The 25103-nt window shown below is 70.2% G+C and carries 18 protein-coding genes; 6 read left to right on the plus strand and 12 right to left on the minus strand.

Annotated features, from left to right (window positions below):
- The first annotated feature begins 4 nt into the window (after positions 1-4).
- Both OG992_RS32505 and OG992_RS32510 read left to right on the plus strand, forming a co-directional pair.
- A complete protein-coding gene (locus OG992_RS32505) occupies positions 5-1390 on the plus strand; it encodes an NAD(P)/FAD-dependent oxidoreductase (protein ID WP_266305357.1) in 1386 nt (461 codons plus the stop codon).
- 4 nt (positions 1391-1394) lie between these two features.
- Positions 1395-2555 (plus strand): epoxide hydrolase family protein, encoded by a 1161-nt coding sequence (locus tag OG992_RS32510; RefSeq protein ID WP_266305358.1) that lies wholly within the window; start codon positions 1395-1397, stop codon positions 2553-2555.
- Positions 2556-2618: 63 nt separating this feature from the next.
- Here the strand turns inward: OG992_RS32510 and OG992_RS32515 are convergent, their stop codons facing one another.
- The 7 genes from OG992_RS32515 to OG992_RS32545 all read right to left on the minus strand — a co-directional run bounded on the left by OG992_RS32515 (position 2619) and on the right by OG992_RS32545 (position 14386).
- Positions 2619-2975, minus strand: a complete 357-nt coding sequence (locus OG992_RS32515) for a YciI family protein (protein ID WP_238684396.1) — start codon at positions 2973-2975, stop codon at positions 2619-2621.
- A gap of 139 nt (positions 2976-3114) precedes the next feature.
- On the minus strand, positions 3115-4230 hold the full coding sequence (locus tag OG992_RS32520) for a serine hydrolase domain-containing protein (protein ID WP_266305359.1): 1116 nt from the start codon (positions 4228-4230) through the stop codon (positions 3115-3117).
- 175 nt (positions 4231-4405) lie between these two features.
- A complete protein-coding gene (locus tag OG992_RS32525) occupies positions 4406-6112 on the minus strand; it encodes an AMP-binding protein (protein ID WP_266305360.1) in 1707 nt (568 codons plus the stop codon).
- A gap of 15 nt (positions 6113-6127) precedes the next feature.
- Positions 6128-7138: a methyltransferase gene (locus OG992_RS32530; protein WP_266305361.1), complete on the minus strand. Its 1011-nt coding sequence runs from the start codon at positions 7136-7138 to the stop codon at positions 6128-6130.
- A 24-nt stretch (positions 7139-7162) separates the two neighbouring features.
- Positions 7163-10981 (minus strand): type I polyketide synthase, encoded by a 3819-nt coding sequence (locus OG992_RS32535; RefSeq protein WP_266305527.1) that lies wholly within the window; start codon positions 10979-10981, stop codon positions 7163-7165.
- A gap of 160 nt (positions 10982-11141) precedes the next feature.
- Positions 11142-13016, minus strand: a complete 1875-nt coding sequence (locus OG992_RS32540; RefSeq protein ID WP_266305362.1) for a hypothetical protein — start codon at positions 13014-13016, stop codon at positions 11142-11144.
- Complete coding sequence (locus OG992_RS32545) at positions 13013-14386, minus strand: acyltransferase (protein ID WP_238684287.1); 1374 nt, start codon at positions 14384-14386, stop codon at positions 13013-13015. Before OG992_RS32545 ends, OG992_RS32540 begins: the two co-directional genes overlap by 4 nt.
- 396 nt (positions 14387-14782) lie before the next feature.
- Between OG992_RS32545 and OG992_RS32550 the strand changes: the two genes are divergently transcribed.
- The 3 genes from OG992_RS32550 to OG992_RS32560 are packed head-to-tail and all read left to right on the plus strand — an operon-like array spanning position 14783 to position 18451.
- Positions 14783-16345, plus strand: a complete 1563-nt coding sequence (locus tag OG992_RS32550) for a class I SAM-dependent methyltransferase (RefSeq protein WP_238684288.1) — start codon at positions 14783-14785, stop codon at positions 16343-16345.
- A 34-nt stretch (positions 16346-16379) separates the two neighbouring features.
- Positions 16380-17210 carry a cyclopropane-fatty-acyl-phospholipid synthase family protein gene (locus OG992_RS32555; RefSeq protein ID WP_266305363.1) on the plus strand — a complete coding sequence of 277 codons (831 nt, stop codon included), beginning with the start codon at positions 16380-16382 and terminating at the stop codon, positions 17208-17210.
- An 11-nt stretch (positions 17211-17221) separates the two neighbouring features.
- Positions 17222-18451 carry an acyl-CoA dehydrogenase family protein gene (locus OG992_RS32560; RefSeq protein WP_266305364.1) on the plus strand — a complete coding sequence of 410 codons (1230 nt, stop codon included), beginning with the start codon at positions 17222-17224 and terminating at the stop codon, positions 18449-18451.
- A gap of 160 nt (positions 18452-18611) precedes the next feature.
- On the opposite strand, the gene OG992_RS32565 is transcribed toward OG992_RS32560, so the two are convergent.
- Together OG992_RS32565 and OG992_RS32570 are read right to left on the minus strand one after the other, a co-directional pair.
- Positions 18612-19382, minus strand: coding sequence for a DUF2306 domain-containing protein (locus tag OG992_RS32565; protein ID WP_210780613.1), 771 nt, complete (start codon positions 19380-19382; stop codon positions 18612-18614).
- Positions 19383-19574: 192 nt separating this feature from the next.
- The gene (locus OG992_RS32570) at positions 19575-20957 is read right to left on the minus strand and encodes an FAD-binding oxidoreductase (protein ID WP_238684291.1); all 1383 of its coding nucleotides are present in this window, start codon (positions 20955-20957) and stop codon (positions 19575-19577) included.
- Positions 20958-21132: 175 nt separating this feature from the next.
- Here OG992_RS32570 and OG992_RS32575 point away from each other — a divergent pair, with 175 nt between their 5' ends.
- Positions 21133-22389: an RNA polymerase sigma factor gene (locus OG992_RS32575; RefSeq protein WP_238684292.1), complete on the plus strand. Its 1257-nt coding sequence runs from the start codon at positions 21133-21135 to the stop codon at positions 22387-22389.
- On the opposite strand, the gene OG992_RS32580 is transcribed toward OG992_RS32575, so the two are convergent.
- The 3 genes from OG992_RS32580 to OG992_RS32590 are packed head-to-tail and all read right to left on the minus strand — an operon-like array spanning position 22373 to position 25033.
- Entirely contained in the window at positions 22373-23005 is a 633-nt protein-coding gene (locus tag OG992_RS32580; RefSeq protein ID WP_238684293.1) for a dihydrofolate reductase family protein, read from the minus strand. The two genes, OG992_RS32575 and OG992_RS32580, sit on opposite strands and share 17 nt — an antisense overlap.
- On the minus strand, positions 22993-24240 hold the full coding sequence (locus OG992_RS32585; protein ID WP_238684294.1) for a cytochrome P450: 1248 nt from the start codon (positions 24238-24240) through the stop codon (positions 22993-22995). The genes OG992_RS32580 and OG992_RS32585 overlap by 13 nt, the downstream gene beginning before the upstream one ends.
- A 22-nt stretch (positions 24241-24262) precedes the next feature.
- On the minus strand, positions 24263-25033 hold the full coding sequence (locus OG992_RS32590) for an FkbM family methyltransferase (RefSeq protein WP_238684295.1): 771 nt from the start codon (positions 25031-25033) through the stop codon (positions 24263-24265).
- Between the last annotated feature and the right edge of the window lie 70 nt (positions 25034-25103).

Raw genomic sequence — 25103 nt, forward strand, 5'->3', positions numbered from 1 at the left:
GAAGGTGGGCGACCGTGTGGTCGTGCTCGGCGCCAGCCTCGGGGCGCTCCTCGCGGCGAAGGAACTCGCCGAGTCGTTCGACGACGTGGTGCTCGTCGACCGCGACGAGGTCGTGGACAACCCGACGTACCGGCGGGGGGTTCCGCACGGTCGGCACGCGCACGGGCTTGTCGCGAAGGGCCAGCAGATCTTCGAACGGCAGTTCCCCGGCCTGATGGCCGACCTGGTCAACGCCGGCGTCAAGCCCGGTGACTTCAACGGCGACATCCAGTGGATCTTCGGTGGGCAGCGGCTCAAGCCGTCGACCTCCGGGCTGCTCTCGGTGCCCGCCACCCGACCCGTGCTCGAATACCACCTGCGCAAACGGGTGCAGGCGATTCCCAACGTCCGGTTCCTGGAGAAGCGCGACGTCCTCGGGCTGGCGGTCACCGCGGACGGCGCGACAGTGACCGGCGCGCGGATCCAGGCGCAGACACCCGGCAGCGCTCCCGAGGTGCTCGACGCCGACCTGGTCATCGACGCCACCGGCCGGGGCTCGCGCACGCCGGCCTGGTTGGCGGAGCTGGGGTACGCGCGGCCCACCGAGGACAAGGTGAAGATCGACCTCGCCTACACGACGCGGCACTACCAGGCGCCGTACGACCCGTTCGGCAGCGACCTGGCGATCATCCCGGCGGCCACACCGGCGCAGCCACGCGGCGCCTTCTTCTACCGCCTGCCCGGCGACGACAACCGACTGGAGCTGTCGCTGACCGGCATTCTCGGCGACCACCCGCCCACCGACCCGGAGGGCTTCGGAGAGTTCGTCCGCTCGGTGCCGGTGCCCGAGATCGCCAAGGTGCTCGCCGACTGTGAGCCGCTCGACGACCCCGTGCAGTTCCGCTACCCGGCGAGCGTCCGACGCCGCTACGAGCACCTGACCCGATTCCCGGAGCGGTTCCTTGTGCTCGGCGACGCGGTGTGCAGCTTCAACCCGATCTACGCCCAGGGCATGACAGTGGCCGCCGTGGAGTCGGTGGTGCTCGGCGGCCTTCTGCGCCAGGGCGCGATCCCGCCCTGGCGGGAGTTCTTCCGTCAAATCGCCGCCGAGATCGACTCACCGTGGGACTTCTCGGCCAGCGCCGACCTCGGTTACGCGGGCGTTCAGGGCCGTCGCACCGCGAAGGTCCGCACGATCAACGCGTATGTCGCCCGGTATCAGCGGGCCGCCGTACACGACGCGGAACTGACCAACGGCTTCATCCGGGTGGCCGGGCTGATCGACCCGCCAACCAGCCTGCTCCGCCCCGACCGGATCATCCGTGTGCTGCGCAAGGCCGGTCGGCCCGTACCGCCGCCGGCGCCGACCCTGGCGGCTGCCCCGGTCAGCCGGCCACAACCCGAGAGGTAGGACGATGCGCCCGTACCAGATCGACGTTCCACCGTCCGACATCGACGATCTGCGCCGACGGATCGCCGCGACCCGGTGGCCGGACGAGATCCCCGACGTGGGGTGGAGCCGTGGCGTACCGGTCGGCTACCTGCGGGAGCTGGCCGAGTACTGGCACTCCGGTTACGACTGGGCGGCCACCCAGCGTCGGCTCAACGAGATACCGCAGTTCGTCACGGAGATCGACGGCGCCCAGGTGCACTTCCTGCATGTCCGCTCCCAGGTGCCGGGCGCCACGCCGCTGCTGCTCACGCACGGCTGGCCGAGCACCGGCTTCGAGTTCGTCGACATCATCGACGCGCTGGTCGACCCGGCCGCTCACGGTGGCGACGCGGCCGACGCGTTCCACGTCGTCGTCCCCACCATCCCGGGGTACGGCTTCTCCGGGCCGACCCGGCAGGCCGGCTGGGACACCGAGCGCGTGGCCCGGGCGTGGACCAGGCTGATGGCGGACCTCGGCTACGACAGGTACGTGGCCCAGGGCGGTGACTGGGGCTCACCGATCTCGCTGCGCGTGGGTCTGGCCGACCCGGAGCACGTACGCGGGGTGCACCTCAACATGTGCGTGACGTTCCCACCGCCGGACTTCACCGAGTTCGCCGAACTCAGCCCCGCCGACCAGGCGAAACTGGGCTTCGCGCTGGATTTCCAGCAGGACGGCATGGGCTGGCAGAAGATCCAGTCGACGCGACCGCAGACGCTGTCCTACGGGCTCACCGACTCCCCGGTCGGGCAGCTCGCCTGGATCGTGGAGAAGTTCAAGGAGTGGTCCGCCGCCGACAAGGCACCGGAGGACGCGATCAGCCGCGAGCACATCCTCACCACGGTCACGATCTTCTGGTTGACGGCGACCGCGGGGTCGAGCGCGCAGCTCTACTTCGAGTCCACGCACCGCGACGCCGACTTCGCGCGGACCTGGGGTGGCCCCTGGCCGCTGGCCATGCCGGTCGGCGTGGCGGCGTTCCCGGAGGACGCGGTACGACCGGTGCGGCGCTTCGCGGAGGGCATCCTGCCGACGCTCGCGCACTGGTCGGAGTACGACCGGGGCGGTCACTTCCCCGCCCTTGAGCAGCCGACTCTCCTGGTCACCGACCTGCGGACGTTCGTCCGTGGGCTGCCGAACTGACTAGCGGCGTCGGCGAGGGCGCGGGCCGGGCCACAGCGCGGTGGCCCGGCCCGCAGCCCCACCTCACATCTCGGTTCCGCCGATGTCCATGATGGGCCGGACCTCCATGGCGCCGCCCTCACTGGCGTCCGGCCACCGGGCCGCGATGTCGATCGCGCGCTGCTCGCTGTCGGTCTCGACGATCAGGTAGCCGGCCAGGTGCTCCTTGGCCTCGACGAACGGGCCGTCGGTGGTCACCGGGACGCCGGCGGCGACGCGGACGACCTTCGACTGCGACACGTCGGCCAGGACCTCACCGCCGATCAGCTCACCGGACTCGGACAGCTCCTTGGTGATGGCGTCGATCTCGGCGTAGACCTTCATGGTCTCGGCTTCGGACCGTCCCGTGACAGTTGCGGGGTTCGCGTGGATCAACAGCATGTACTTCACGGAAGAACTCCTTCGCAGAGGCTGTGCCGGATCGGCACCCTTCATAGTGCAGTCGGAGCCACACCGCCAAATGTGTCATCGATCCACGGCCTTTCACACTTTTCCCGCGAGCGGCCGGTGTCCGGAGGGCTCAGACGAACGCCTCGTCGGCGAGTTCGGTGACCCGCTGCACGATGTTCATCTCGATCGGGTTGAACCGGTTCTTGGTCACCGCGACGGTGACCCCGGTCGCCCGGTCGGCGAACGCGGCGCTGCCGCCGATGCCCACCATGCCGAAGACCGTCGGTCGGTCCGACGGGTCGGAGGTGCCCGGCCAGCCCAGGCAGTAGCCGAGCGCCCAGGTCGAGGTGCCGCCGGTCATCTCGTCGTCGAGGCCGGCGGTGGCCAGCGTGGTGGCCTCGCGCAGGCGTTCCGGGGAGATCAGCCGTACGCCGTCCACCTCACCGGTGAGCGCCGCGTACATCTTCGCGATCGCCCGGGCGCTCATCGTGCCGGCGAACGGCATGTCCGAGGTCAGCACGTCCGCCCTGTTGCCAAAGTCCGCGTTCGGCACGATCGCCGGCGGAACGGCCTTGAACAGCGGAAAATCCGGTGGCATCGAGGCGAACGCGGCTTTGCCGCCCGGGTCGTCGGTCAGTCGGGCCACCCGGCCGAGTTGCTCCTGCGGCACCCCGAAGAACAACTCGTCGGCCATCCCGATGGGCCCGGCGACGCGTTCGGCGAGAACTGTCGAGATCGGTTTGCCGGTGGCCCGACGGACGACCTCGCCGATCAGGTAGCCGAAGGTGGCGGCGTGGTAGCCGACCCGCTCGCCGGGCGCCCACCAGGGCTCCATGCCGGCGATGAGCTGACACATGCCGTTCCAGTCGGTGAGCTGCTCGATCGTGGTGTCCGCGGGGACCGCCGGCACACCGGCCGAGTGTGTCAGTACGTGCCGGATCCGCACCTCGCCCTTGCCGTGCGCGGCGAACTCCGGCCACAGGTCGGCGACCCGGGTGTCGTAGTCGAACACACCGTCGTCCACCAGCGCGTGAGCCACGGTGGAGGCCGCCGCCTTACCCGTCGACGCCGAGTAGAAGAGGGTGTCCGGCCGAACAGGTTGGCCGGCAGCCGTGTCCGCGACCCCTGCCACCACGTTGACCACCAGGTCACCGTTGCGATAGACGGCGACCTGCACGCCGTCCTCGACGCCGTCGTCCACCAGCCCGTCGACCAGCACCTGCACCTGCTTCTGAAGATCGCTCATCGTCTGTCTCCTACCCGGTCGTCATGGCACTCGAAGCGTGCCCCTCACCTGTAGGTCGGAGCCACTACCGGCATTTTGCCATCAAAGCCACTTTCCACTCAGATCCGACTCTCCGGGAACGACGACGAAGGCCGGCCGTACTGACGTACGGCCGGCCTTCGTCGTGCTGCGGGTCTCAGGTGCGCGGGCCACCCAGGCGACGCACGATGTCCTCGCGGAGCCACTGCTTGGAGATCTTGCCGATCGGGGTACGCGGCAATGCGTCCACGAACTCGATCCGCTCCGGCCACTTGAACCGGGCCAGGCCGAACTTCTCCAGATAGTCCCGGACGTCGTCGAGCGTCGGCAGCGGTCCGTCCGGGCGACACACCAGGTAGGCGCAGGCGCGCTCCCCCAGCCGCTCGTCCGGCATCGCCACCAACGCCGCGTCGACCACCAACTCGTGACCGAGCAGGATCCGCTCCACCTCCTCGGCGTTGACCTTCTCGCCGCCCCGGTTGATCAGGTCCTTGACCCGGCCCTCGATCGAGTAGGCGACCAGATCGTCCAGGTGGTGCGCGCGGACCAGATCGCCGCTGCGGTAGAACCCGTCGGGCGTGAACGCCGAGTCGGTGCCGACCGGCACGCCGAGATAGCCGGGCACTGTGTACGGACCGCGCGCGCACAGCTCACCGATCTCCCCCGGTGGCGTCGGCCGCAGCGTGCCGGGCTCCAGCATCACCACCTCGTCCAGCGGACTGATCGGCACGCCCACAGTTGAGGCGCGCAGGTGCGGCGACGCGTCGCGTGGCGTGAACAGGAACAACCCCTCGGTCATCCCGAACGCCTGGGTGACGTGCACCCCGCGCGCCTCGATCGCGTCGAACAGCTCCCGGGGCACCTTCGCCGCGGTCAGCACGCAACTGTTGACACTGGCGAAGGCGCCGTCGAACCGTGGATGCCGCAGGTACTCGTTCATCAAGCCCGGCGGGCTCATGAACCAGGTGGCCCGCTCGTCGTCCATCAGGGCCAACAGATCATCGGCGACGGGTGTCGCGAGCAGCAGCGCGGCGCCCACCGAGTGCGCGGCGTGCAACGCGTTGGTGGCGCCGGCGTTGTGCACCAGGGGCAGGCCGAAACCGAGCCGGTCCTGCGGGGTGAAACCCCACCAGCGGGCGGTGGCGACAGCGTTGTACCAGTATTCCGGGTGCAGCCGGGGGATCACCTTGGGTACGCCGGTGGTGCCACCGGAGAGCTGGAAGACGGCGGGCGCGTCGAGGTCGGTGTTCGCGTCGATCCGCGCAAGCCGGGCCGCCTGCGCATCGGAGAGTGGGCGGTCGACGAGATCCTCGATCCGTTCCTGACCGGACGCGCCGGGCCGGCCCCCGATGGTGGCCAGCAGACGGATGCTCGGCACCAACCGGCGGATCTCGTCGGCGAACGCCACCAGGTCGAAGCCGCGCAGATCGGCCTGCACCAGGTGGGCCGAGGCGCGGGTCTGCCGCGCGATCTCCTCGATCTCGTGGCGCCGGTGGATCGCCAGCGTGCACACCGGGATCAGGCCGGCCTTGAGCAGGCCGTACCAGGTGGCCACCGCGAGAGCGCTGTTGGTGATCTGCAGGATCACCGACTCGCCCGGATGCAACCCGGCATCCAGCAGACCCGCGGCGATCACGTCGGAGTGCCGGTCCAGGTCGGCGTACGTCCACCGAACGCCCGGCGTGACGACGGCGACGCGGTCCGGGTGGGCGCGTACGGTCTCCCGCAGCGCCCCCGGGATCGTGCGTGGCTGCCACAGACCCTCGGCGCGATACCTGTCCGCGGCGGCAGCCGGGTACGGCACGGTGTCCCACTGCTGACGCACGTCGGGCGGCGGCAGTCTGTTGTCCTGTTCTGTGGTCATCGGCTCTCCTGAGCGCTACACGGGGACGGCGACGAGCAAACCAGTCGAGGCCGAGACCTCGCGTGTTTCGGCGAGCCGGAATCCGGAGCGGTCGAACACCGCCTCGAACTCGCGCTCGGTGCGCTCGCGCCCCGGATGCAGCGCGAGCATGATGATGTCGCGCAGCTTGCCGTCGTGCGGCTGGTCGTCCTCCGGGATGACGGCGTCGACGACGAACAGGCGGCCGTTCGGGTCGATCACTCGGCGCACGTTGGTCAACACGGTGACGACCTGCTCGTCGGTCCAGTCGTGCAGGATCATCGACAGGAGGTACGCGTCGGCGCCGGCGGGCACCGCGGTGAAGAAGTCCCCGCTCTCGACGGTCACCCGGTCGGCGACACCGGCCGCGTCGAGCACCGCGTCGGCGTGCGCGACGACCGCCGGCCGGTCCAGGAGCACCGCGGTCAGCGTCGGGTACGACCTCAGCAGAGTGGCCACCAGACTGCCGGTGCCACCGCCGACGTCACAGATGCGGCGCACACCGGAGAAGTCGTACGCGGCGACCGCCTGGGCGTGGAGTTGGCGGGAAAGATCACCCATCGCGTCGCGGAAGACCGCCGCCTGCTCGGGTCGCCGTTCGAGGTGGGCCCACCAGGACAGGTCGTAGATCTGTTCGAACGGTGGGCGTTCGTCGCGCAGGCCGAGCGTGAGGGCCGTGAGGGCTGCCTGACGCTCGGGCAGCCCCCACAACCGGGCCCACGCGTCGAGCGAGCCCGGTGCGTCAGTGCGGAGGGTGTCGAGCAACGGCGTCGGACCGTAGACGCCCGGCGCCGGTTGCGCGACCACACCGACGCCGGCCAGCGCCCGCAGAATCCGGTGCAGGGCCTCCGGACGGGCGTTGGCCTTCGCGGCCAATGCCTCGACCGGCTGGGGCCCGTCGGCGAGCTGGTCGGCGATGCCCAGCTCGGCGACGGCGACCACCATCTGCGTGATCAGCGGCGCATGCAGGATCGCCATCATCCTGGTGTGCGGATCAGGCTCGGGCACGGTGGTCGTTCCCCTCTGTGGCTGCTACTTGACGTCGGCGGTCAGTTCGTCGGTCAGGTACTCGGCGACCGCCGCCACTGTCGGTCGGTTCCACAGCAGCGTCGACGGGACCGGCGTGCGGAACCGCCGCTCCAACCGCAGCTGGATAGCCACCGTCATCAGCGAGTCCGCGCCCAGCTCCGCCAGCGGCCGGTGCACGTCGAGGTCCTCCAACGGGAGGCGTACCTCACCGGCGGCAACCTCGCGGACCGCGGCGAGCACGAAGTCGCGCAACTCCGGACCGGACAGCGTCTGCCAGACCTGCTCCTCGGCGGTCTGTTCCTCCTCGGGACCGAGATCGATGAGCACCTCCTTGCGCACCGCCCCGAACCGGACGCCGGTGAACCGGGCGGCCAGGTCCCCGTCGAGGGTCCGCACCTCGACGTCGACCTCCACCTCGTCGTCGGACCCGGCGATCAGCCGTACCGCGATCAACGCCTTCGGTGGCGGCGGCAACACCAGCGTGGCCTCGGTCAGCCAGCCCGGCATCCGCAACAGCGGGTCGCCGGGGAAGATGACCGGCGCCACCGAGAGCGCGGCATCGGTGAGCGAGGCCCAGGTCCGCTCTGACTGACCGCCGGCGGGGTCCGCGACGACCGTCGCCAGCATCCCGGACGGGTGTCGGCGTACGGCTTCCACCTCCCACGGCCAGCCGATACCGACCACCCCGATCGCGGCGAGCCGGTCCCAGACACAGGAGGGGTCCAGCGTCTGCGGGTGCGCGGCGCGCAGCGTCTCCGGGTCGACCCGCTCGGCCGTCGGCGCCGCGTCGGCGATCTCGGCGCTGGCGTGGGTGAGCCAGGACTTGTCGTCCTGCTGAGTGGTGAGCCGGGAGCTGAGCCGCACGGTCCCGTCCTGCCGGACGACCTGGATCTCGTGGGGCACCGCCACGCCGATCGGCACCCGCAGCGCGACGTCGCGCAGCGGCGCGTTTTCGGCCGCCTCGAACAGTGTGTTGAGGGTCGCCGCCGCCGGGATCACCTCGGTGCCCAGCACCGCGTGCCCGCCGGGGTACGGCCGGTTCGTGTCGTCGAGGAACGTCCGCCACATCAGCACCGGTGTGGTGCCCTGCACGGCGGTACGGGCCCCGAGCAGGGTGTGGGTCTCGACGTCGTGTTCGAGGTTGGCCGCCGCGGGCCGGACGTTGTCGATCCAGTATCGACGGTGCTGCCACGCGTTGGTCGGGGCGTCGACGAGATCACCGCCGGGTTGCAGGCTCGCCCAGTCAACCGGGACACCCGCACAGTGCAGGGTGCCGAGGTTCTCCAGCAGGGTCGGTCGCTGCGGGCGTTCCCGGCGCAGGCTGTGCGCGATGACCCCGTCCTCGACGCCGACCACGGCGAGGATGTCGATGACGGAGTGCTGCACGATCGGGTGTGCGGAGATCTCCAGGAAGACGCGGTGCCCGTCGTCGACCGCCGCGCGGATCGCCTGCTCGAAGCGCACCGGATTACGCAGGTTGGTCACCCAGTAATCGGCCGACCGCTCGACAGTGGAGCGCGCATCGGTCAGGGCGGTGCTGTAGACCGGCACGGTGGCCGGCCGGCTGATCAGGTCGGCGAGGTCGGCGCGCAGGTCGTCGACCAACCCGTCCATCTGTGGGCTGTGGAAGGCGACATCGGAGTTGACCCGGCGGACGACAAGGTTCTCGGTCCGCCAGCGGTCGGCAATCTCGTCGACAAGCGCGGACGGACCACTGATCACCGTCGACGTGGGGGACGCGGCGACCGCCGCCGCGACCCCGGGGACGTCCGCCAGCCGGGCCGTGACCTTGTCGAACGGCAGGTTGACCATCGCCATGCCGCCCTGGCCGGCGACCCGGCGCAGCAACCGGGACCGGCGACAGACCAGGAGCGCCGCCTGCGGAAGGTCGAGCATGCCGGCCGCGACCGCCGCCGCGATCTCGCCGATCGAGTGCCCGACGATCGCCGCCGGACGCAGGCCGTAACTCTGCCAGATCCGCGTGAGCCCCACCTGGATCGCGAAGGTCATCGCCTGCACCCGGCCGACCTCGGTGAGGTCGTCCTCCAGCAGGGCTTCGCGCGGATCGAAGCCCAGCTCGGCGCGGAACACCGGCCCCAGCTCAGCCATCGTCTCGGCCATCGCCGGCTCACTGTCGAGCAGCTCCCGGCCCATCCCGACCCACTGCGCGCCGTGCCCGGAGAACACCCAGACCGCGTCGGCGGCGGCGCCACGCGCGACCGTGCCGGTGGCCACGCCCGCGGCAGCCGTGCCCGTGGCGAGCTTGCGGAGTCGGTTGACGAGTTCGGCGCGGTCCGCGGCGACGACCGCGGCGCGGGCGTTGAGCGGCTGCCGGCGGTGGGCCAGCGTGTGACCGATGTCGGCGAGGTCCGCGTCGGAACGCTCCACCCAGTCGGCCAGCGCACCCGCGTTCGCGGCGACGCCGGCGAGGGTCGCGTTGGAGATCGGATAGACCCGCTCGCTCGCGTCGACACTCGTCGGGACGCTCGGCTGCGCAACGGCGCTCGCCTCCTGCGGGGCCTCCTCGATGATGACGTGGGCGATCGTGCCGCCGTAGCCGTAGTTGCCGGTGCCGGACCGCCGGGGGCCGGCGTTGTCCGGCCATGGCGTGAGCGTGTCGACCACTGACAGGCCGGAGGTCTCCCAGGGGATCTCGGTGTTCGGCACTGTGGCGGACAGGGTGGCCGGGATCGCGCCGTGCTGCATCGACAGCACCATCTTGATCAGGCCGGCGACACCGGAGGCGGCCTCCAGGTGCCCGATGTTGGTCTTGACCGAGCCGACCAGCAGCGGAGCCTCCGGCGCACGGTCGGCCCCGGCAACCGTGGACAGGGCGCCGATCTCCACGAGATCACCCAGCCCGGTGCCCGTGCCGTGCGCCTCCACGTAGTCGAGCGAGGCGGGCGACACACCGGCAGCCCGGCAGGCCCGGCGCACCAACTCCTCCTGCGCTTCCTGACTCGGCGCCATGATGCCGTTCGTGCGCCCGTCCTGGCAGACCGCGCTGCCCCGGATCAGGGCGTGGATCCGGTCCCCGTCGCGCCGCGCCTGCGACAGCCGTTTCAGGGCGAGGACACCGCAGCCCTCGCCCCGGCCGTAGCCGTCGGCGGACGCGTCGAACGCCTTCGACCGGCCGTCCGGCGCGAGCGCGCCGGCAGCCTCGAGCACCAGCAGGTACGCCGGGCTGGCCACCAACATCACGCCGCCGGCCAACGCCAGGTCCGTCTCGCCGAGCCGGAGCGCCTGGCAGGCCTGGTGAATGGCGACCAGCGAGGCGGAGCAGGCCGTGTCGACAGCGACGCTCGGACCGCGCAGGTCCAGCACGTACGACAGCCGGTTCGCCACACCGCACATGGACGAGCCGATGCCCATCCACGCCTCCAGCCGGGGTAGGTCCTCCAGCATGCGGCGGCCGTAGTCATCGGTGCAGACACCCATGAACACGGCGGTGTCGCTGCCGGCGAGCGAGTGCGGCAGGATGCCGGCGTGCTCCAGCGCCTCCCAGGCCACCTCCAGGGTGATGCGCTGCTGCGGGTCGATCAGCTCGGACTCGCGCGGGGAAACCCCGAAGAACTCGGCGTCGAAGCCCGCCACGTCGTCGAGGTAGCTGCCGTACTTCAGGGCCCGCCGGGTCGCCGCGGCGTGCGCCGGGCTGATCGCCGCGTAACCGTCCCACCGCTCCTGCGGCGCCTCGCGCAGCGCATTGCGCTCGGCGACGAGGAAATCCCAGTACGTCTGCGGAGAGTTGATGCCGCCGGGAAATCGCAGACCCATCCCGACGATCGCAATAGGTTCATCGCGGTCGATGTCGACGGAACTCATACCCACCACTCACCCCTTTCGGGTCCGACCGAATCGGGTGGTCCCGGGAATCGACCGGATGAGGAGATTCCCGGGACCGCACTTCATCGTCACAGCCGATGGGAGACGCGCCATCTTCGAGAGTGCGGGCTGCACTCCGAAGGTGCGGTTTCTCGGCCCTTTACTTCAGGAGGTACGCGTGGATAATCGTGAGTTCCGTCTTGTTGCCCAGGCTGTCGGTGGCGCTGGCCCGCAGCGACACGAATCCGGTCGTCGCCGGATGGGTGACCGTCGCGGTGAAGCCGGCGGTGGTCTTCACCACGGACGCCGACTGCCAGGTCGCGCCGTCGTCGTACGACGCGTCGAGTGTCACGTTGCCCCACTCACCGAGGACAGCGCCCTGCTGCCCCTGCAGGTACAGCGGAATCTTGAACCGCTGACCGGCTGCCGCCCGGTTCTGCTGATCGAGCGCGGGCGCGAAACGCAGGGCCGCCATCGGTAGCGCCGCCTCGTTGGCCGGGCCGCCCGCGACGTGCCCGGACCGGAACGTCCAGGCGCCCCGCACCTCGGTCGAGAACGGCGAGGTGTCCCGGGTGGACCGGGTCTCCAGGCGATAGGTGGCGGTCCCCGGTGGCACCGTGAAGATTCCAAACTCGGAGTCCTGGGAAATCAGCGGCTGCCCGTTGCGGAACATCCGCATTTCCTCGGCCAGGGTGCCAGAAAATCCGAAGTGGTCGGGATTCTGGTCGGAAAAGTGCGGAATCTCGAAGTTCATCTGGTCGCCGAAACGGCCACACCACACCACGGGCAACACGGGGCTGGTGGCGAAGGCCGGCCCGAATGGCCCGACATTCCACTTCTCGGTACGGGTGCTGCCGGCGATGCCGGCTTGGCGGGGCAGGTCGGCGATCTGCCAGTTGAGGTTGTTGTCCGCATCCAGTTCGTACACGTCCTCGAAGAACGCCGCGCCGGGTGAGGTGAATTCGGTGATGGTCGCCGGTGGCTGCACGTACGCCGAGTAGAGCTTGCGGTTGACAGCGCCGGGCACCTGCGCGGCGATGACGTTTCGTACCTTGGCCAGATCGGCGTCGAGGAACACGCGGTGCAGGTTCGCCGGTACCATGCCGTCCTCGCTCCACTGCACGTGGTACTGGTACGGCGAGCCGAGGAAACCACCGTTGCCGTCCGGTTTGCCCAGGTGAGCGGCGACGGTGAAGGCGAACTGGCCGGCGGCGGCCGTCCGAGACGGGCGGACGCGGATCTCATCCTGCGGGCCGTGCACTGTGGAGCCGACCGCCGCGACGCCGGTCTGGCGGCTGGGCATCACGTCGAGGATGCCGGTGGCGCCGCGCCGGTCCAGGCCGAACGTGAGCGGTTTCGCGTCGCGGGCGTCGAAGGTCAGCGCCAGGTCTCCGGTCGCCGCGATGTCCGGCTCCACGAAGAAGTCGAACGGCACCACGTCGGTGGTGCTGGCGCCGCTGACGCCCGCCTCCAGGTAGTAGTGGCCGGCGGGAACGGTCACGGTGGTGGTACCGGACTCGTGGTAGCCGCTGTATTCCTGCCGCGAAACGGTGTCGAAGAGGCTGACGAAGTAGTCGGCCGTCGGGATGCCCCGCCGGTCCAGGAAGGTGAACGTGAGCGTGACACCATCCGTGGCGACCGCCTGGCGCTTCACGGCCCGGCCCGGCAGGTCGGCGGCGCGGGCGTCGGACACACCCGCCCGGGCCAGCGCCGACACGGCGAAGAGCCGCTCATCGAGCCGCCCCGACGCGACCCGCGCGAGCTGGTCGGCGGGTACGACGTACAACTCCCCGTCCTGCCGGTACTGCCGGAACGGGGTGCCCACGCGGCCGGGCGCCGGGGTGATGGCGACAACGCGCTCCCGGTCGAGCGCCACCTTGTCGCCGGTCACCAAGGTGACCGTGCCGGTGCGTACGGGCGAGGGCGCCGGGGTCGACAGCGCAGGCGCGGCCCGCCCAGGTCCCGGTACGCCGAGGGCCAGGACGGTGCACAGGGCGACACTGCCCGCGCCGAGCCGTGAGATCAGTCGGTTCATCGTTCGGTGCTCCTTCGCGTCGCGCTGACGTCCTGCGGCTCGGCCCGGTCGGCGGAGCGGGCGTCGTCGGCGGGCGTCGTGGCGTAGCCCAGTTCCAGTGCGGAGATCGGAGCGTTGAAGACGTGCCGCAGGCGCAGAGCCGGACGCTCGATCACGTAGTAGCTGACCAGCGTGAAGAGCGCCGTGCCGACGATCACGTAGAGGACGAACCCGACCAGCTCGCCGAAGGGCAGCGTGGGGCGGGCGTCGTTGAGCCCGAGCGGTTGGTTGCCGAAGATCGTCCCGTACTGGAAGTAGTAGTACATGACCGGGACGTTCCACAGGTAGACGCCGTACGAGAGGCGGCCGATGTAGCGGATCGGCGGGTTGGTGAGCACGGCGTCCATGAACCGTGAGCGCACCTCGGGCACTGTCAGTGGGACGACCGCGAGCAGGCCGAAGGCGAAGAACAGGACGTATTCCACCAGGTGCTGGGCCATCGCGGGCCAGGTGCCGACCACGACCTGTGGGGCGAACGGCTTGGGGATGTAGAGCAGCAGTGCCGCGAGAGCGCCCAGCCACCACAGCATCGGGTGCTTGGCGACCGCGCGGTGCAGGGTCGGCACCACACCTGTCACGTCCCGGTACGCGGAGAGCGTAGCGAGTGCCATGCCGGCGGCGAAGAACCCGGCGTAGCCCAGCGGCCAGAAGACGAAGTAGTAGGTGTGCTCGGCCTGCGACGGCAGGTAGCAGAAGACCGTCCAGGCGGTGCCGATCACGGTCATGAGCACGAACGGCATGATGATGCGGCGGGCCCGCGCGGCCGGGTCGGCGCCCCGGCGGGCGCTTCGGTTGATCAGCCAGGCCAGGATCGGCAGGGCCAGGTAGTACGACATCTCGACCGGGACGGTCCAGGTGTGCTCCATGCCCGGCCACCACTGTGCCATCTCCGGCGTGAGCCAGTAGTGCAGCAGGATGAACGGCTTGATGACCTCCCACGCGCCGTCGACGGCGGAGAGGTTGAGGGTGAACATGACCACGAGCGTGAGCAGGTAGAAGGCGGGCAGCAGGCGCAGCGCCCGGCCCACGATGAACGGGCCGGGCGCGGGGCGGGGGGTGCCCGCGATGATGGCGCGCGCGAACGGCCGGTAGAGCAGCAGGCCGGACAGGACGAAGAACGGCGGAAGGAAGATCCGGAACGCCGGCACGAGGCTTCCCAGGATGGGAACCCCCTCGTGGCCGGGCAACTCGCTGATGCCGGACTGGTAGCCGATGTGGTAGATCACCACGAAGATCGCGCAGATACCGCGGAGGCCGTCGTATCGCGCGTACCGCCGCTTGTGCTGTGTGCCGATTTCGGCGTCGGAGTGCGTCGCCTCGGTCGCTGTCATTACACGCTCCCCTCACGATTGCCTGACAAACGCCCTACGTGTTGCGTGGGCCATCCGCGGCGCAGCCGAAGATCGCCCACCGGCCCGCCCCCCCTGACTGGACGGTGGGTGGAGATGATCGAACGCCTCCATGTCCGGACGCCGCCGGGCATGAGGTCGTGAGTCGTTCGAGAGCGGAAAGTTCAGGCAGTTATTTTTCAGGCGATCATCCGCGGCTGCATCTTCCAGATTGCTGGATTCCCAGCAACCTGTCCGAAGTGGACGCCGGATCGCCGCCGGCCGTCTGCAGCGCAACGTCAGAGGTGCTTCGGCCCCGCGCCGGGTGGCAACCTGTCGGGCAGCCGGCGCGTACGCGCCTTGCCGCTGACCTGGACACGGCCGAGACGGGACGGGCACATGACCGAAACCGCGGAAATCACCTTCAACGAGCTGCTCGGCTCGTACCGAGACGCAGCCCCCCACCGGATCGACGACGCCTTCCACGACCTGGTCGGCGCAGTCTGGACCGACGGCGCGGCCCGACCCACGGCGGTGTCGGCCGTACCGGAACTGATCGACGCACTGGACAGCGTCGACGCCGACCGACGGGGCTACCTGCTGGTGCTGCTCGGGCTGCTCGCCGAGGCTGAGCACCCGGCGACCGACGGACCGGTGACGACGGCGGTGCGCGAGGGCCTCGACGGCTACCTCGACGCGGCCCGCGGCACCACCGAGCCCGACGCGCCGCTCACCCTCGCGCTGCTCTACCTCCTGGCGCACTTTCCCACCGACCGGGCGCGGATCCTCGCCGCGACCCGGCACCTCGGACTCGACGCCCCCGACCGCACCCGGCTCGAGCGCGCCCTCGACACGCTCGACGAGGCCGACCCGAACATCGGGCGGGCCTGGCCGTCCCCGGCCGAGTGGAACATCAGCGAGGCGGAGCGCGAGTTCGACAGGCGGTGGATCCGCGCCCTGACCCCCAGCCAGATCCGGACGACCTGGGACGGCGACACCCGCTCGGTGCTGGCCACGATGGGGGCCAAGGCGCTGTGGGCGCAGGGCAACGGAATGCCCGCGGCGGCCGTCGACCCGAGCCCCCACAACCTGGTCGTGGACACCAACCCCCGCGACCTCGACCCGGCCGCCTTCGAACGGCACCGCGAGGCGCTGAAATGCCCGGCCTGCCGGGGGTCGCTGACCTTCGACACCACTGTCGCCCGGTGCGGGCAGTGCGACGCCGCCTACGGGATCACCCACGGCGTGCTCGACCTGTCCCAGCGGCTGCGCCCCGGCGCCGGCAAGAGCGACTCCAGTGACGACGCCGAGGCCGACGTGCTGCAGAACGCGGCGGTGCTCGCCGGCATCGGCTTCCACTACGAGCAGGGCATGCGTCCGAACTTCCTGCGCATCATGGGCCGCAACTGGTCCGGGGAGGTCACGCCGACCGACGAGGACGAGTACATCGCCGCCCACCTCTGGCATCGGGGCGGCACCGTGCTCGACCTGGCCGCCGCCGCGGGTCGCTGGACCGCCGTCGTGTGCGAGGCGGTCGGCACCGAGCGGGTCCTCGCACTGGACCTGAACGAGGCGATGCTCTACGACCTGCGCAGCAGGTTGACCGAGGTGCCGGCCGTCCGCGGCGACGCGCTCGACCTGCCGTTCCCCGACGCCAGTCTCGACGCTGTTAACTTCTGGAACGCGTTGCAGGCGGTGCCCGACGCCGGTCGGGCTATCGCCGAGATCGGCCGCTGCCTGCGCCCCGGCGGCACCCTCACGCTCATGACGTTCCGCTGGGACGATTCACCGGTTTACCGCTACTACCAGCGGTCGCACCACTTCCCCGCCCGCCCGGACGGGTTCGTGCTCTTCGAGATCGCCGAGATCAAGCAGTGGCTCGACGACGCCGGCCTGACCATCATCGCCGAGTCGTACCCGGGCACGTTCGTCTTCGTCACCGCCGAACGCCGCCCGTCCTGACGGTCGGCGGCCCGACATGGAAAGTGGGAGAGGGATGGAGAACACCACAACCGCGCCGATCGACATCGCGACCATGTACGACGAGTCGACGCCGATGTCCAACGCGTTCAACGACGGGCAGGTTCATCTCGCGTACTGGTACGACGCGGTGGACGAGGCGTCCATGCGGGAGGCGTCACAGCGGATCACCCGCCGGGTCGGCGAATCCCTCGGCCTGCGTCCCGGCCAACGGGTCCTCGACATCGGCTGTGGCCTGGGCACGCCCGCGCTCGAATTGGCGAGCGACTACGGCGTCACAGTGGTCGGCATCAACATCAGCACGGTGCAGGTCGAGGAGGCGACCAAGCGCGCCGTCGCGGCGAACCTCGGTGACTCGGTCACCTTCCAACACGGCGACTGGAACACCCTCGACTTCCCCGACGGGTCGTTCGACGCGATCGTCGCGATGGAGACCCTGCTGTACGCCACCGACCTGGACCGGGTGCTACGCGGCCTGTTCCGCGTCCTGCGGCCCGGGGGCCGGCTGACGCTGACCGAGACGACCCGCGAGAGCAGCATGGGGATCGAGGAGGCGGCCGAGTTCGCGGCGACGTTCAACGCGCAGTTCCTCAAGTCGACAGCGGAGTGGGTCGAGGCGTTGACCGCCGCCGGGTTCGAGTTCCACGAGTACCTGCAGTGCGGGCCGCGGGTCTTCGGCAAGGGACCGAAGTACGTCGCCGAGGCGGAGAGCCAGCGCGCCCACCTCACCGAGAAGTTCGGCGCCGAGGCGGTCGACGAGCTGGGCAAGGCGCTCGGTTACTACTTCGAGGCCGGGGCGGGCAAGGTCGGCTACGCCGTCATCACCGCCGGACGGCCACTCGGATGAGGAGGCCTGCGTTGACCGATCCAGGATTCCCCCCGGTGCCCGAGCCGGATCTCACGCCGGCCGACCTGATCGCCCGTGCCGAGGCGATGGTTCCCCAACTACTGGCCCGGCAGTCCGAGGTGGAGCGTCGGACGTTCTACGGTGAGGACGTCCACGAGATGTTCCGGGACGCGGGCTTCTACCGGATCACCGTGCCCCGGCGCTACGGCGGGTACGAGTTCGAGTTCGAGACGTTCCTGCGGGTGGTGATGATCCTGGCCCGGGGCTGCCCGTCGACCGCCTGGATGTTCTGCCTCGGCGCGGCCCACTCGCTGGTGACCGCGATGCTGTTCGAGGAGAAGGCGCAGGACGAGTTGTTCCGGGGTGGTGACTTCATCGCACCGGCGGTGATCGCCCCCGGCGGGACCGCCACCCGCTCCCCCGACGGTGGCTGGATCATCGACGGCACGTGGAACTACTGCTCCGGCATCCCCTACGCCACCCACTTCATCGGCCACGCCATGGTCGCCGGCGACGACGGCGAACCACCCCATCCGCTGCTGTTCATCGCACCACGGGGCACCTGGACCCGTCTCGACGACTGGGGCGGGCAACTGGGGCTCAAGGGCAGCGGCTCGCAAAGCGTCCGCTTCGACCGGGCCGAGATCCCGGACCACTTCGGCCTCGAGCACACCCACCTGGGCGAGGTCTCGGTGACGTCCGGGACCAGTGGGAGCGCGCTGCACGCCCACCCGCAGTACGGCGGGGCGCCGATGAGCTCGATGTGTCTGGAAGGCGCAACACTCGGGGTCGGGATCGCGCAGGGCGCGCTGGAGGCGTACGGCGAGGTCCTGTCCACCCGCAGGACCTCGACGCCACCGATCACCCTGCGCGTCGACGATCCGGACTACCAACGGTGGTTCGGTCAGGCCACTGCCATGATCTCGGCCGCCGAGGCGATCACGTTGAGCGCGATCCGCCAGTGGCACGACCTGACCACCCGCGAACCGGCCGCCTTCACCCTCGAGGAGGACCTGCGGATCGCGATGATCTGCCGCGAGGCGGCGGAACTGGCCTGGCGCGGCGTCGAGGCGGTCATCCAGCCCACGGCCGGGACCAGCTCGGTCACCGGCGACGGCCGCCTGGAGCGAGTCTGGCGTGACCTGTCCACCTGTCACAGCCACGCGGGCTTCGCGGTGCTCCTGACGACGGCTCTCCCCCGCGTCTACACCCAGGCGCACTTCGGTCGGCTCACCGCCTGACCGCCCATCGACGGAACGACGAATGGCCGGACGCGTCCGGCCATTCGTCGTTGCTGGCGTCGTCGACCACCAGCCCTCGGGCGAACAGGCCCGCCGGACACGACGAAAGCCGCCCCGGGGGTCGGGGGGCGGCTTTCGTCGTGGGTGGGTGCGGGGACCCTCAGGCGGGAGCGGGGTACGTGACGACCTCGGTGCCGTCCGGCGTGTGCCGGCGCTTGGCCATCCGCTCGATGATCCAGTGTGCGACCACCAGGTTGAGGACCCAGCCGAGCCAGTTGGCGAGTTCGACGATGACGCTGATGGCCAACGGCATCGTGGGCCAGATGGTGAACATGCCGACCAGGATGCGGCCCCAGGTGGTGCCCAACGCCAGCGCGAAGCTGTACGCCATCCAGCGGCGGTGCTCGGCGTAGCGTCCCTTGCGGACCATCACCAGACCGGTGATCGTCGTGGCGAGCCAGGCCACCCCCATCGTGACGATGCCGATGCTGCCCTGGTGGTCGGCGCGCAGCGGGATCAGGGTGAACACGCCCAGGGCGGCCGACGGGAGGGCCCCGCCGAAGATGTAGACGCGGCCGCTGATCCGGTGGACCTTCGGGTGGTTGCGGCGCAGCCAGCCCCAGAACTGGAGGAACACCGTGATCATCGCGATGTTCCCGGTGATCACGTGCGCGACGACCAGGCTGTAGTGCACCGGGACGCCGGGGTCGAGGATGCTGCGGCTGTTCGCCGAGTCCGTGCTGAAGTAGCGCGGGAACGCGTACAGCAGGTTGAAGACGACGGCGCCGGCGAGGACGACGAGCCACAGGTAGGGCTGACGCCAGATCGACGACGACGGGGCCGACGGTGGGACCGATGGTGATGGTTCGGTCGCCTCGTGCGTCGGCGACCGGCCCACCCGAATGGTGGCTTTCTCCGCGTTCTGCGTCATGGAGGGGTCCCTCGGGTCGTAGGTCGTCAAGGGGTTGGCGGATTGCCTGATTCACGGGATCGCCGGCGCTCCCCGAGGGGGCGGGGAACGCCGGCGAATCTTCCACCCGTTAATCGCCTACGACTCTGGCACCCGTCGAAATCGGTCGTCATCTCCGAGGATGCGGTATGCACGACCGCTGGTGCAGGTTGCTCAGGAGGGCGAGATGTTGCCGTTGAGCTTGAACAGGTTGTTCGGGTCGTACGTGCGCTTCAGCTCCACCAGCCGCGCGTACGTGGCGTCGGGGTAGGCCTCGTGGATGCGCTCGGCGGCATCGTCGTAGAGGAAGTTGACGTAGCTGCCGCCACCCGGCCGCTGCACGACCTTGGCGAACTCGTCGACCCAGGCGCGGTGCTCGGCGGCCTCCTCTGGCTTCTCGAACACGACAGCCGCCGTGAACATGATCTTGCGGTCGCGGTGCGCGAACGCGGTCGCGTCGGACGGCACCCGGGCCATCGCCCCACCGAGCGGACGCAGCTGGGCGACGGGCATGGTCGCCGACGAGGTCTGCAGCGTCTCCAGGATCCGACCGGCCGTGGCCGCGTCGACCTCGTCGACGAAGTTGGTCCGGCTGAACGTCAGCGGGTGGTAGTTCGGGTCCTCCGGCTGGTAGATGCCACTGAAGGGCATCGGCTGGACCATGTCGGCCAGCACGCCCAACTCACGGATCGGCGCCAGCACCTTCTCGCCCTCCTCCGGGTCACCGGCGTAGACGATGATCGCGAGGATCACCAGCTGACCGACCGCCTCGTCGGGCACACCGGGCATCGGGGGCGCCGGCATGATGTTGATGATGCTCGACAGCTCGTCGGGCGCCTCCAGCGAGATGCGCAGGTATTCCGCCACGACCTCCGGCGTCGCCGGCAGCACCAGCAGGCCGCCGAGCACCGTCGGCACGGAGTGCAGCCGGTAGCGGAACTTCGTGACGACACCGAAGTTGCCGCCGCCGCCACGAATCGCCCAGAACAGGTCGGGGTGGTTGTCGGCGTCGACAGTGAGGTGCCGGCCGTCCGCGGTCACCACGTCGGCGCCGATCAGGTTGTCGATGGTCAACCCGTGCGCGCGGACCAGGTAGCCGATGCCACCGCCGACCGTCAGGCCGCCCAGGCCGACCGAGGCGGTGTCGCCGAAACCGGTGACCAGGCCGTGCTCGGCGGCCGCCTCGGTGTAGGCGCCGGCGAGCACACCGGGCTCCGCCCAGGCGGTACGACTGTCGGCGTCGATCTCCAACGCGTTCATCTTCGAGAGGTCCAGGACGATCGCGTCGTCCCAGACGCCGTAGAGGCTGTGGCCGCCACTGCGAACCGCGAGCGGCAGCTCCGACCCGCTGGCCACCGAGACGACATGCGCCACGTCGGCGGCGTTGACCGCCTTGACGATCACGGCGGGTCGCCGATCGACGCCGCCCTGGAAAATCGTGCGGGCCTGGTCGTAACCGGGGTCGCTCGGCTCGATCACCTCGCCGACGACGCCCGCACGCAGCTGCGCGGCCACGGCGGTAGCCGTGTCGGTAGGCGCCACGATCTCGTCCTGCATGGAAGATACCTCCTGGTTATGGCGGTGCGGTCCCACCAGGGCCGCGTACCCTTTCGCAGTGAAGTCGGAGCCGTACCTCGTTTTTCGACATTGCCGCCGGTAATCAGCAACGTTTCTCGTCCACACGCTTCGCCCGCGGGTTCGCCGCCCAGGGCACTGGAGGAACCCCGGCACCGTGGCTGATGAGGGTAACGTGGCCTCCCGCTCGGAGGTCGAAAGTCTGCTGCGCCAGCTCGCGCCGCAGGTCCTGGGCGCGCTCTACCGCCGCTACGGCAAGTTCGAGGCGTGCGAGGACGCGGTGCAGGAAGCCCTGCTGGAGGCGGCGCTACGCTGGACGGACCAGAAGTTGCCGGACAATCCCCGCGGTTGGCTGCGCACCGTCGCCACCCGCCGGTTGGCTGATCAGTGGCGCAGTGACCAGGCCCGGCGCAATCGCGAGGTGATCGTCGCGGTGATGGGCCGCGCCGACGAGGCGGTCTCCGCCTCCGTCGACGACCTGCCCTACCAGCACGACGACACGCTGATGCTGCTGTTCATGTGCTGCCATCCCGCGCTGTCCGCGCCGTCACAGATCGCTCTGACGCTCCGCGCCGTCGGCGGCCTGACCACCAGCCAGATCGCCGCGGCGTTCATGGTGCCCGAGTCGACGATGGTGCAGCGGATCAGCCGGGCCAAGCAGCGGATCCGGTCGACCGGCACCCGGTTCCGGATGCCACCGCCGGCCGAGCGACGCGAGCGCCTGCGGGTAGTGCTGCACGTGCTCTACCTGATCTTCAACGAGGGTTACACCGCCACCTCCGGCCCGGATCTGCAGCGCGGCGAGCTGACCCGGGAGGCGATCCGGCTGACCCGCGAGGTGCACCGGCTGCTGCCCGACGACGGTGAGGTCGCCGGGCTGCTCGCGCTCATGCTGCTGACCGACGCCCGGCGCGACGCCCGTTCCCGCCCGGACGGCACGCTGGTACCGATCGCCGAGCAGGACCGGCGGCTCTGGCACCGGGAGTCGATCCGCGAGGGCATCGCGCTGGTCACCCGCAGCCTGAGCGACGGGCCGGTGGAGTCCTACCAGATCCAGGCGGCGATCGCCGCGCTGCACGCCGAGGCGGCGACCGTCGACGACACCGACTGGCCGCAGATCGCCGCCCTCTACGAACTGCTGGAACAGCTCGACCCGAACCCGATGGTGACGCTCAACCGGGCGGTCGCGACAGCCATGGCCAAGGGTCCGGAGGTCGGGCTGCGCCTGCTCGACGGCCTCGACGACCGCATCGCCAACCACCGGCTCGACGCGGTACGCGCCCACCTGCTGGAAATGGCCGGGGACCGGAGCGGGGCCCGGGTGTGCTACCTGCGGGCGGCGCAGCGCACCACGAGCCTGCCCGAACGCCGCTACCTGGAGTCGCGCGCGGCCCGGCTCAGCGACCCGCGCTGACCGCCTGCGGGGCCAGCCACAGGTGCACGACCTGGTCGGGCTGCTCGACCCGGCTGATCGGCAGCTCCACCTGGCCGTCGCGGGTGCGGTCGAACAGCCGCACCCCGTCGCCCATCAGCACCGGGACCACGTGCAGCACCAGCTCGTCGAGCAGGCCGGCTCGCAGGCACTGACGGATCACGCTGGCACCCCCGAGCACCGACACGTCCCGGCCGCCCGCGGCGGCCAGCGCGCGGCTGACGGCACTCTCGACACCATCGGGTACGAACTCGAAGCGGGTGCCGCCGGCCAGCTCCAGAACCGGTCGGGGCTCGTGGGTGACCACGAAGACCGGGAGCCCGAACGGCGGCTCGTCGCCCCACGGCTTCTCCCCGTGGTCGTACATCCGCCGTCCGATCACATGGGCACCGACGGACGCGAACCCCTCGTCGAGGATCTCCGCGTCCCGGTTGGCCCGGCCCCCGTCGAGGCCGACGCGGGCCCGCCAGGTGGCCAGGTCGTAGATCCACTGGTGCAGACGGTGGCCGTCCACGCCCATCGGCAGGAGGCGACTGTCATCAGGGCCGGTCACGAAACCGTCCATCGACACCGAGATGTCGGCAGTCACTCGCGCCATCGGGGACTCTCCATTCCCAGGAGCACGGGCAGCCAGGCGGGCGCGTTCATGGCGAACGTCCCCTGGGAGGTCAACTCGGCGTCGGGCACCGCGAGGCGCAGACCCGGAAAGCGCCGGAACAGGGTGTCCAGACCGATCTCCACCTCCAGCCGGGCCAGCGCGGCTCCGAGGCACCGATGGATGCCGTGGCCAAACGAGAGGTGCCGCTTGTCGGCCCGGCCCGCGTCGAACCGGGCCGCCTCGGGTCCGTGCACCGCCGGGTCGCGGCCCGCCCCGGCAAAGTGCATCAGGATCGGTTCACCCTTGCCGATGCGTACGCCGGCGATCTCGACGTCCTCGACAGCGAACCGGAACGGCAGGTGCGCGACCGGCGCGTCCACCCGCAGCGTCTCCTCGATGACGTCGGCCCAGCCGGCGTCGCCCGAGCGGACCCGGCGCAGTTGCTCCGGGGCGTTCAGCATCGCCCGGACGGCGTTGACCAGCAGATTCATCGCGGGCTCGGTGCCGGTGTTGAGCAGCAGAAGCAGGGTGCTGACAATCTCGTCGTCGTCGAGCCGTTCGCCCTCGTCGCGGGCGGCGATCAGGTCGCTGGTCAGGTCGTCGGCGGGTTCCCGGCGCTTGCGGTCGATCAGGTCGTGCATCTGTGCCCGCAAGCGGGCGAAGGCGGCGGCGGCCTCCTGTGGGGTGATCTTCGCGCTGGCGGTGGCGTAGCCGCCGCCACCGCCGACGATGCCCACCCGCTCGGCGACCGGCAGACCGATCAATTCGCCGATCACGTGAGCCGCCAGCGGGTGCCCGAACCCCGCCTTCAGGTCGACGATCTCCGTGGGCGGATGCCTGGCGAGGTCGTCGAGCAGGTCAACGGCCAGCCGTTCGATCGCCGGCCGCATGGTCTGCACCCGACGCGGCGTGAACGCCGTACGGATCAGCCGCCGCTGGCGGGCGTGTTCGGGCCCGTCCGAGCTGGTGAGGTTCTCCATTCGGGCCCAGGCGATCAGCGGGAAGTCGGGCCCGATCTCGCCGTTGGCGTACGCGATCCAGTGCTGGCGCGGGTCCTTGGAGAACCGGTCGTCGGCGAGGATCTCCTTCGCCGCCTCGTAGCCGGTGACCGACCAGGCGGGCACCCCACCCGGCAACATGATCCGGGCCACCGGCCCGTGTGCGCGGATGCGGGCCGACTCGGCGTGGATGTCGGCGCCACTCAGGTCGAGCCTGACGGGTGATCCGTTGTCCATGGCTGACTCCTCGACGGGTTTCTCAGACCGCGCGGACGGCGAAGGTCAGGTGCAGGTCGGTGTCGGCGAGGCGGCGTTCCTGGGTGTCGGTGACGTCGAAACCCCGCTGGCGCAGCAATGCCTCGATGTTCCCGAGGCGGCCGTCGATGTCGTGCACCTCGACAACCAGCTCGCCGATCTTCGCCCAGTCGTCGTCGGCGATGCCGGCGATCACGTCGGCCTCGGCCTTCTCGACGTCGATCTTCACGAGGTCCGCCCGTTCGGCGCCGGAGTCGCGCAGCAGCCGGGAGAACGTCATCGTCTCGCATTCCACATAGGACAACTGGTGCCGGGACGTGGCCAGGTGCTCCGCATCGCGTACCGGGACACCGCCCTCGATGAGCAGTTTCCTGGCGAGGGCGGTCTCGAGGTCCTGCTCGGTGTACAGCCCGGACTCCGCTGGGGCCTTCGGGTAGTAACCGAACCGGGCGTGCCCGTCCGCCGCGGTGATCGCGACGTTGCGGGCCAACCCGTCCGGCACGTGCCGCGCGAAGTTCTCCTCCAGCGCCCGGTAGGTGTCCGGGCCGGGCTCGGCCGCCACGATGAACGCGGCCGGGTAACGGGACTTGAAGAACATCGAGGCCAAGCCGATGTTGGCGCCGATGTCGAAGATGACACCGGGTGTCGGCCGAGTGCCACCGGGACGACGGTAGGACTCCTCGACGAAGATCTCGCGGTAGAGCAACGCCGCCTCGGCGGCATCGACCTGGGTGACATCCTGCCCGTTGGGCAGCCGACGCCGGATCAGGCCCATATCAACTCCTCGCGCTGGTCGGGACACCACCTGAGAATGGGTGCTGGCCACCGCCGCGGTCACCTTCCCG

This window comes from Micromonospora sp. NBC_00362 (genome assembly GCF_026342155.1).
Taxonomy (GTDB): domain Bacteria; phylum Actinomycetota; class Actinomycetes; order Mycobacteriales; family Micromonosporaceae; genus Micromonospora; species Micromonospora hortensis.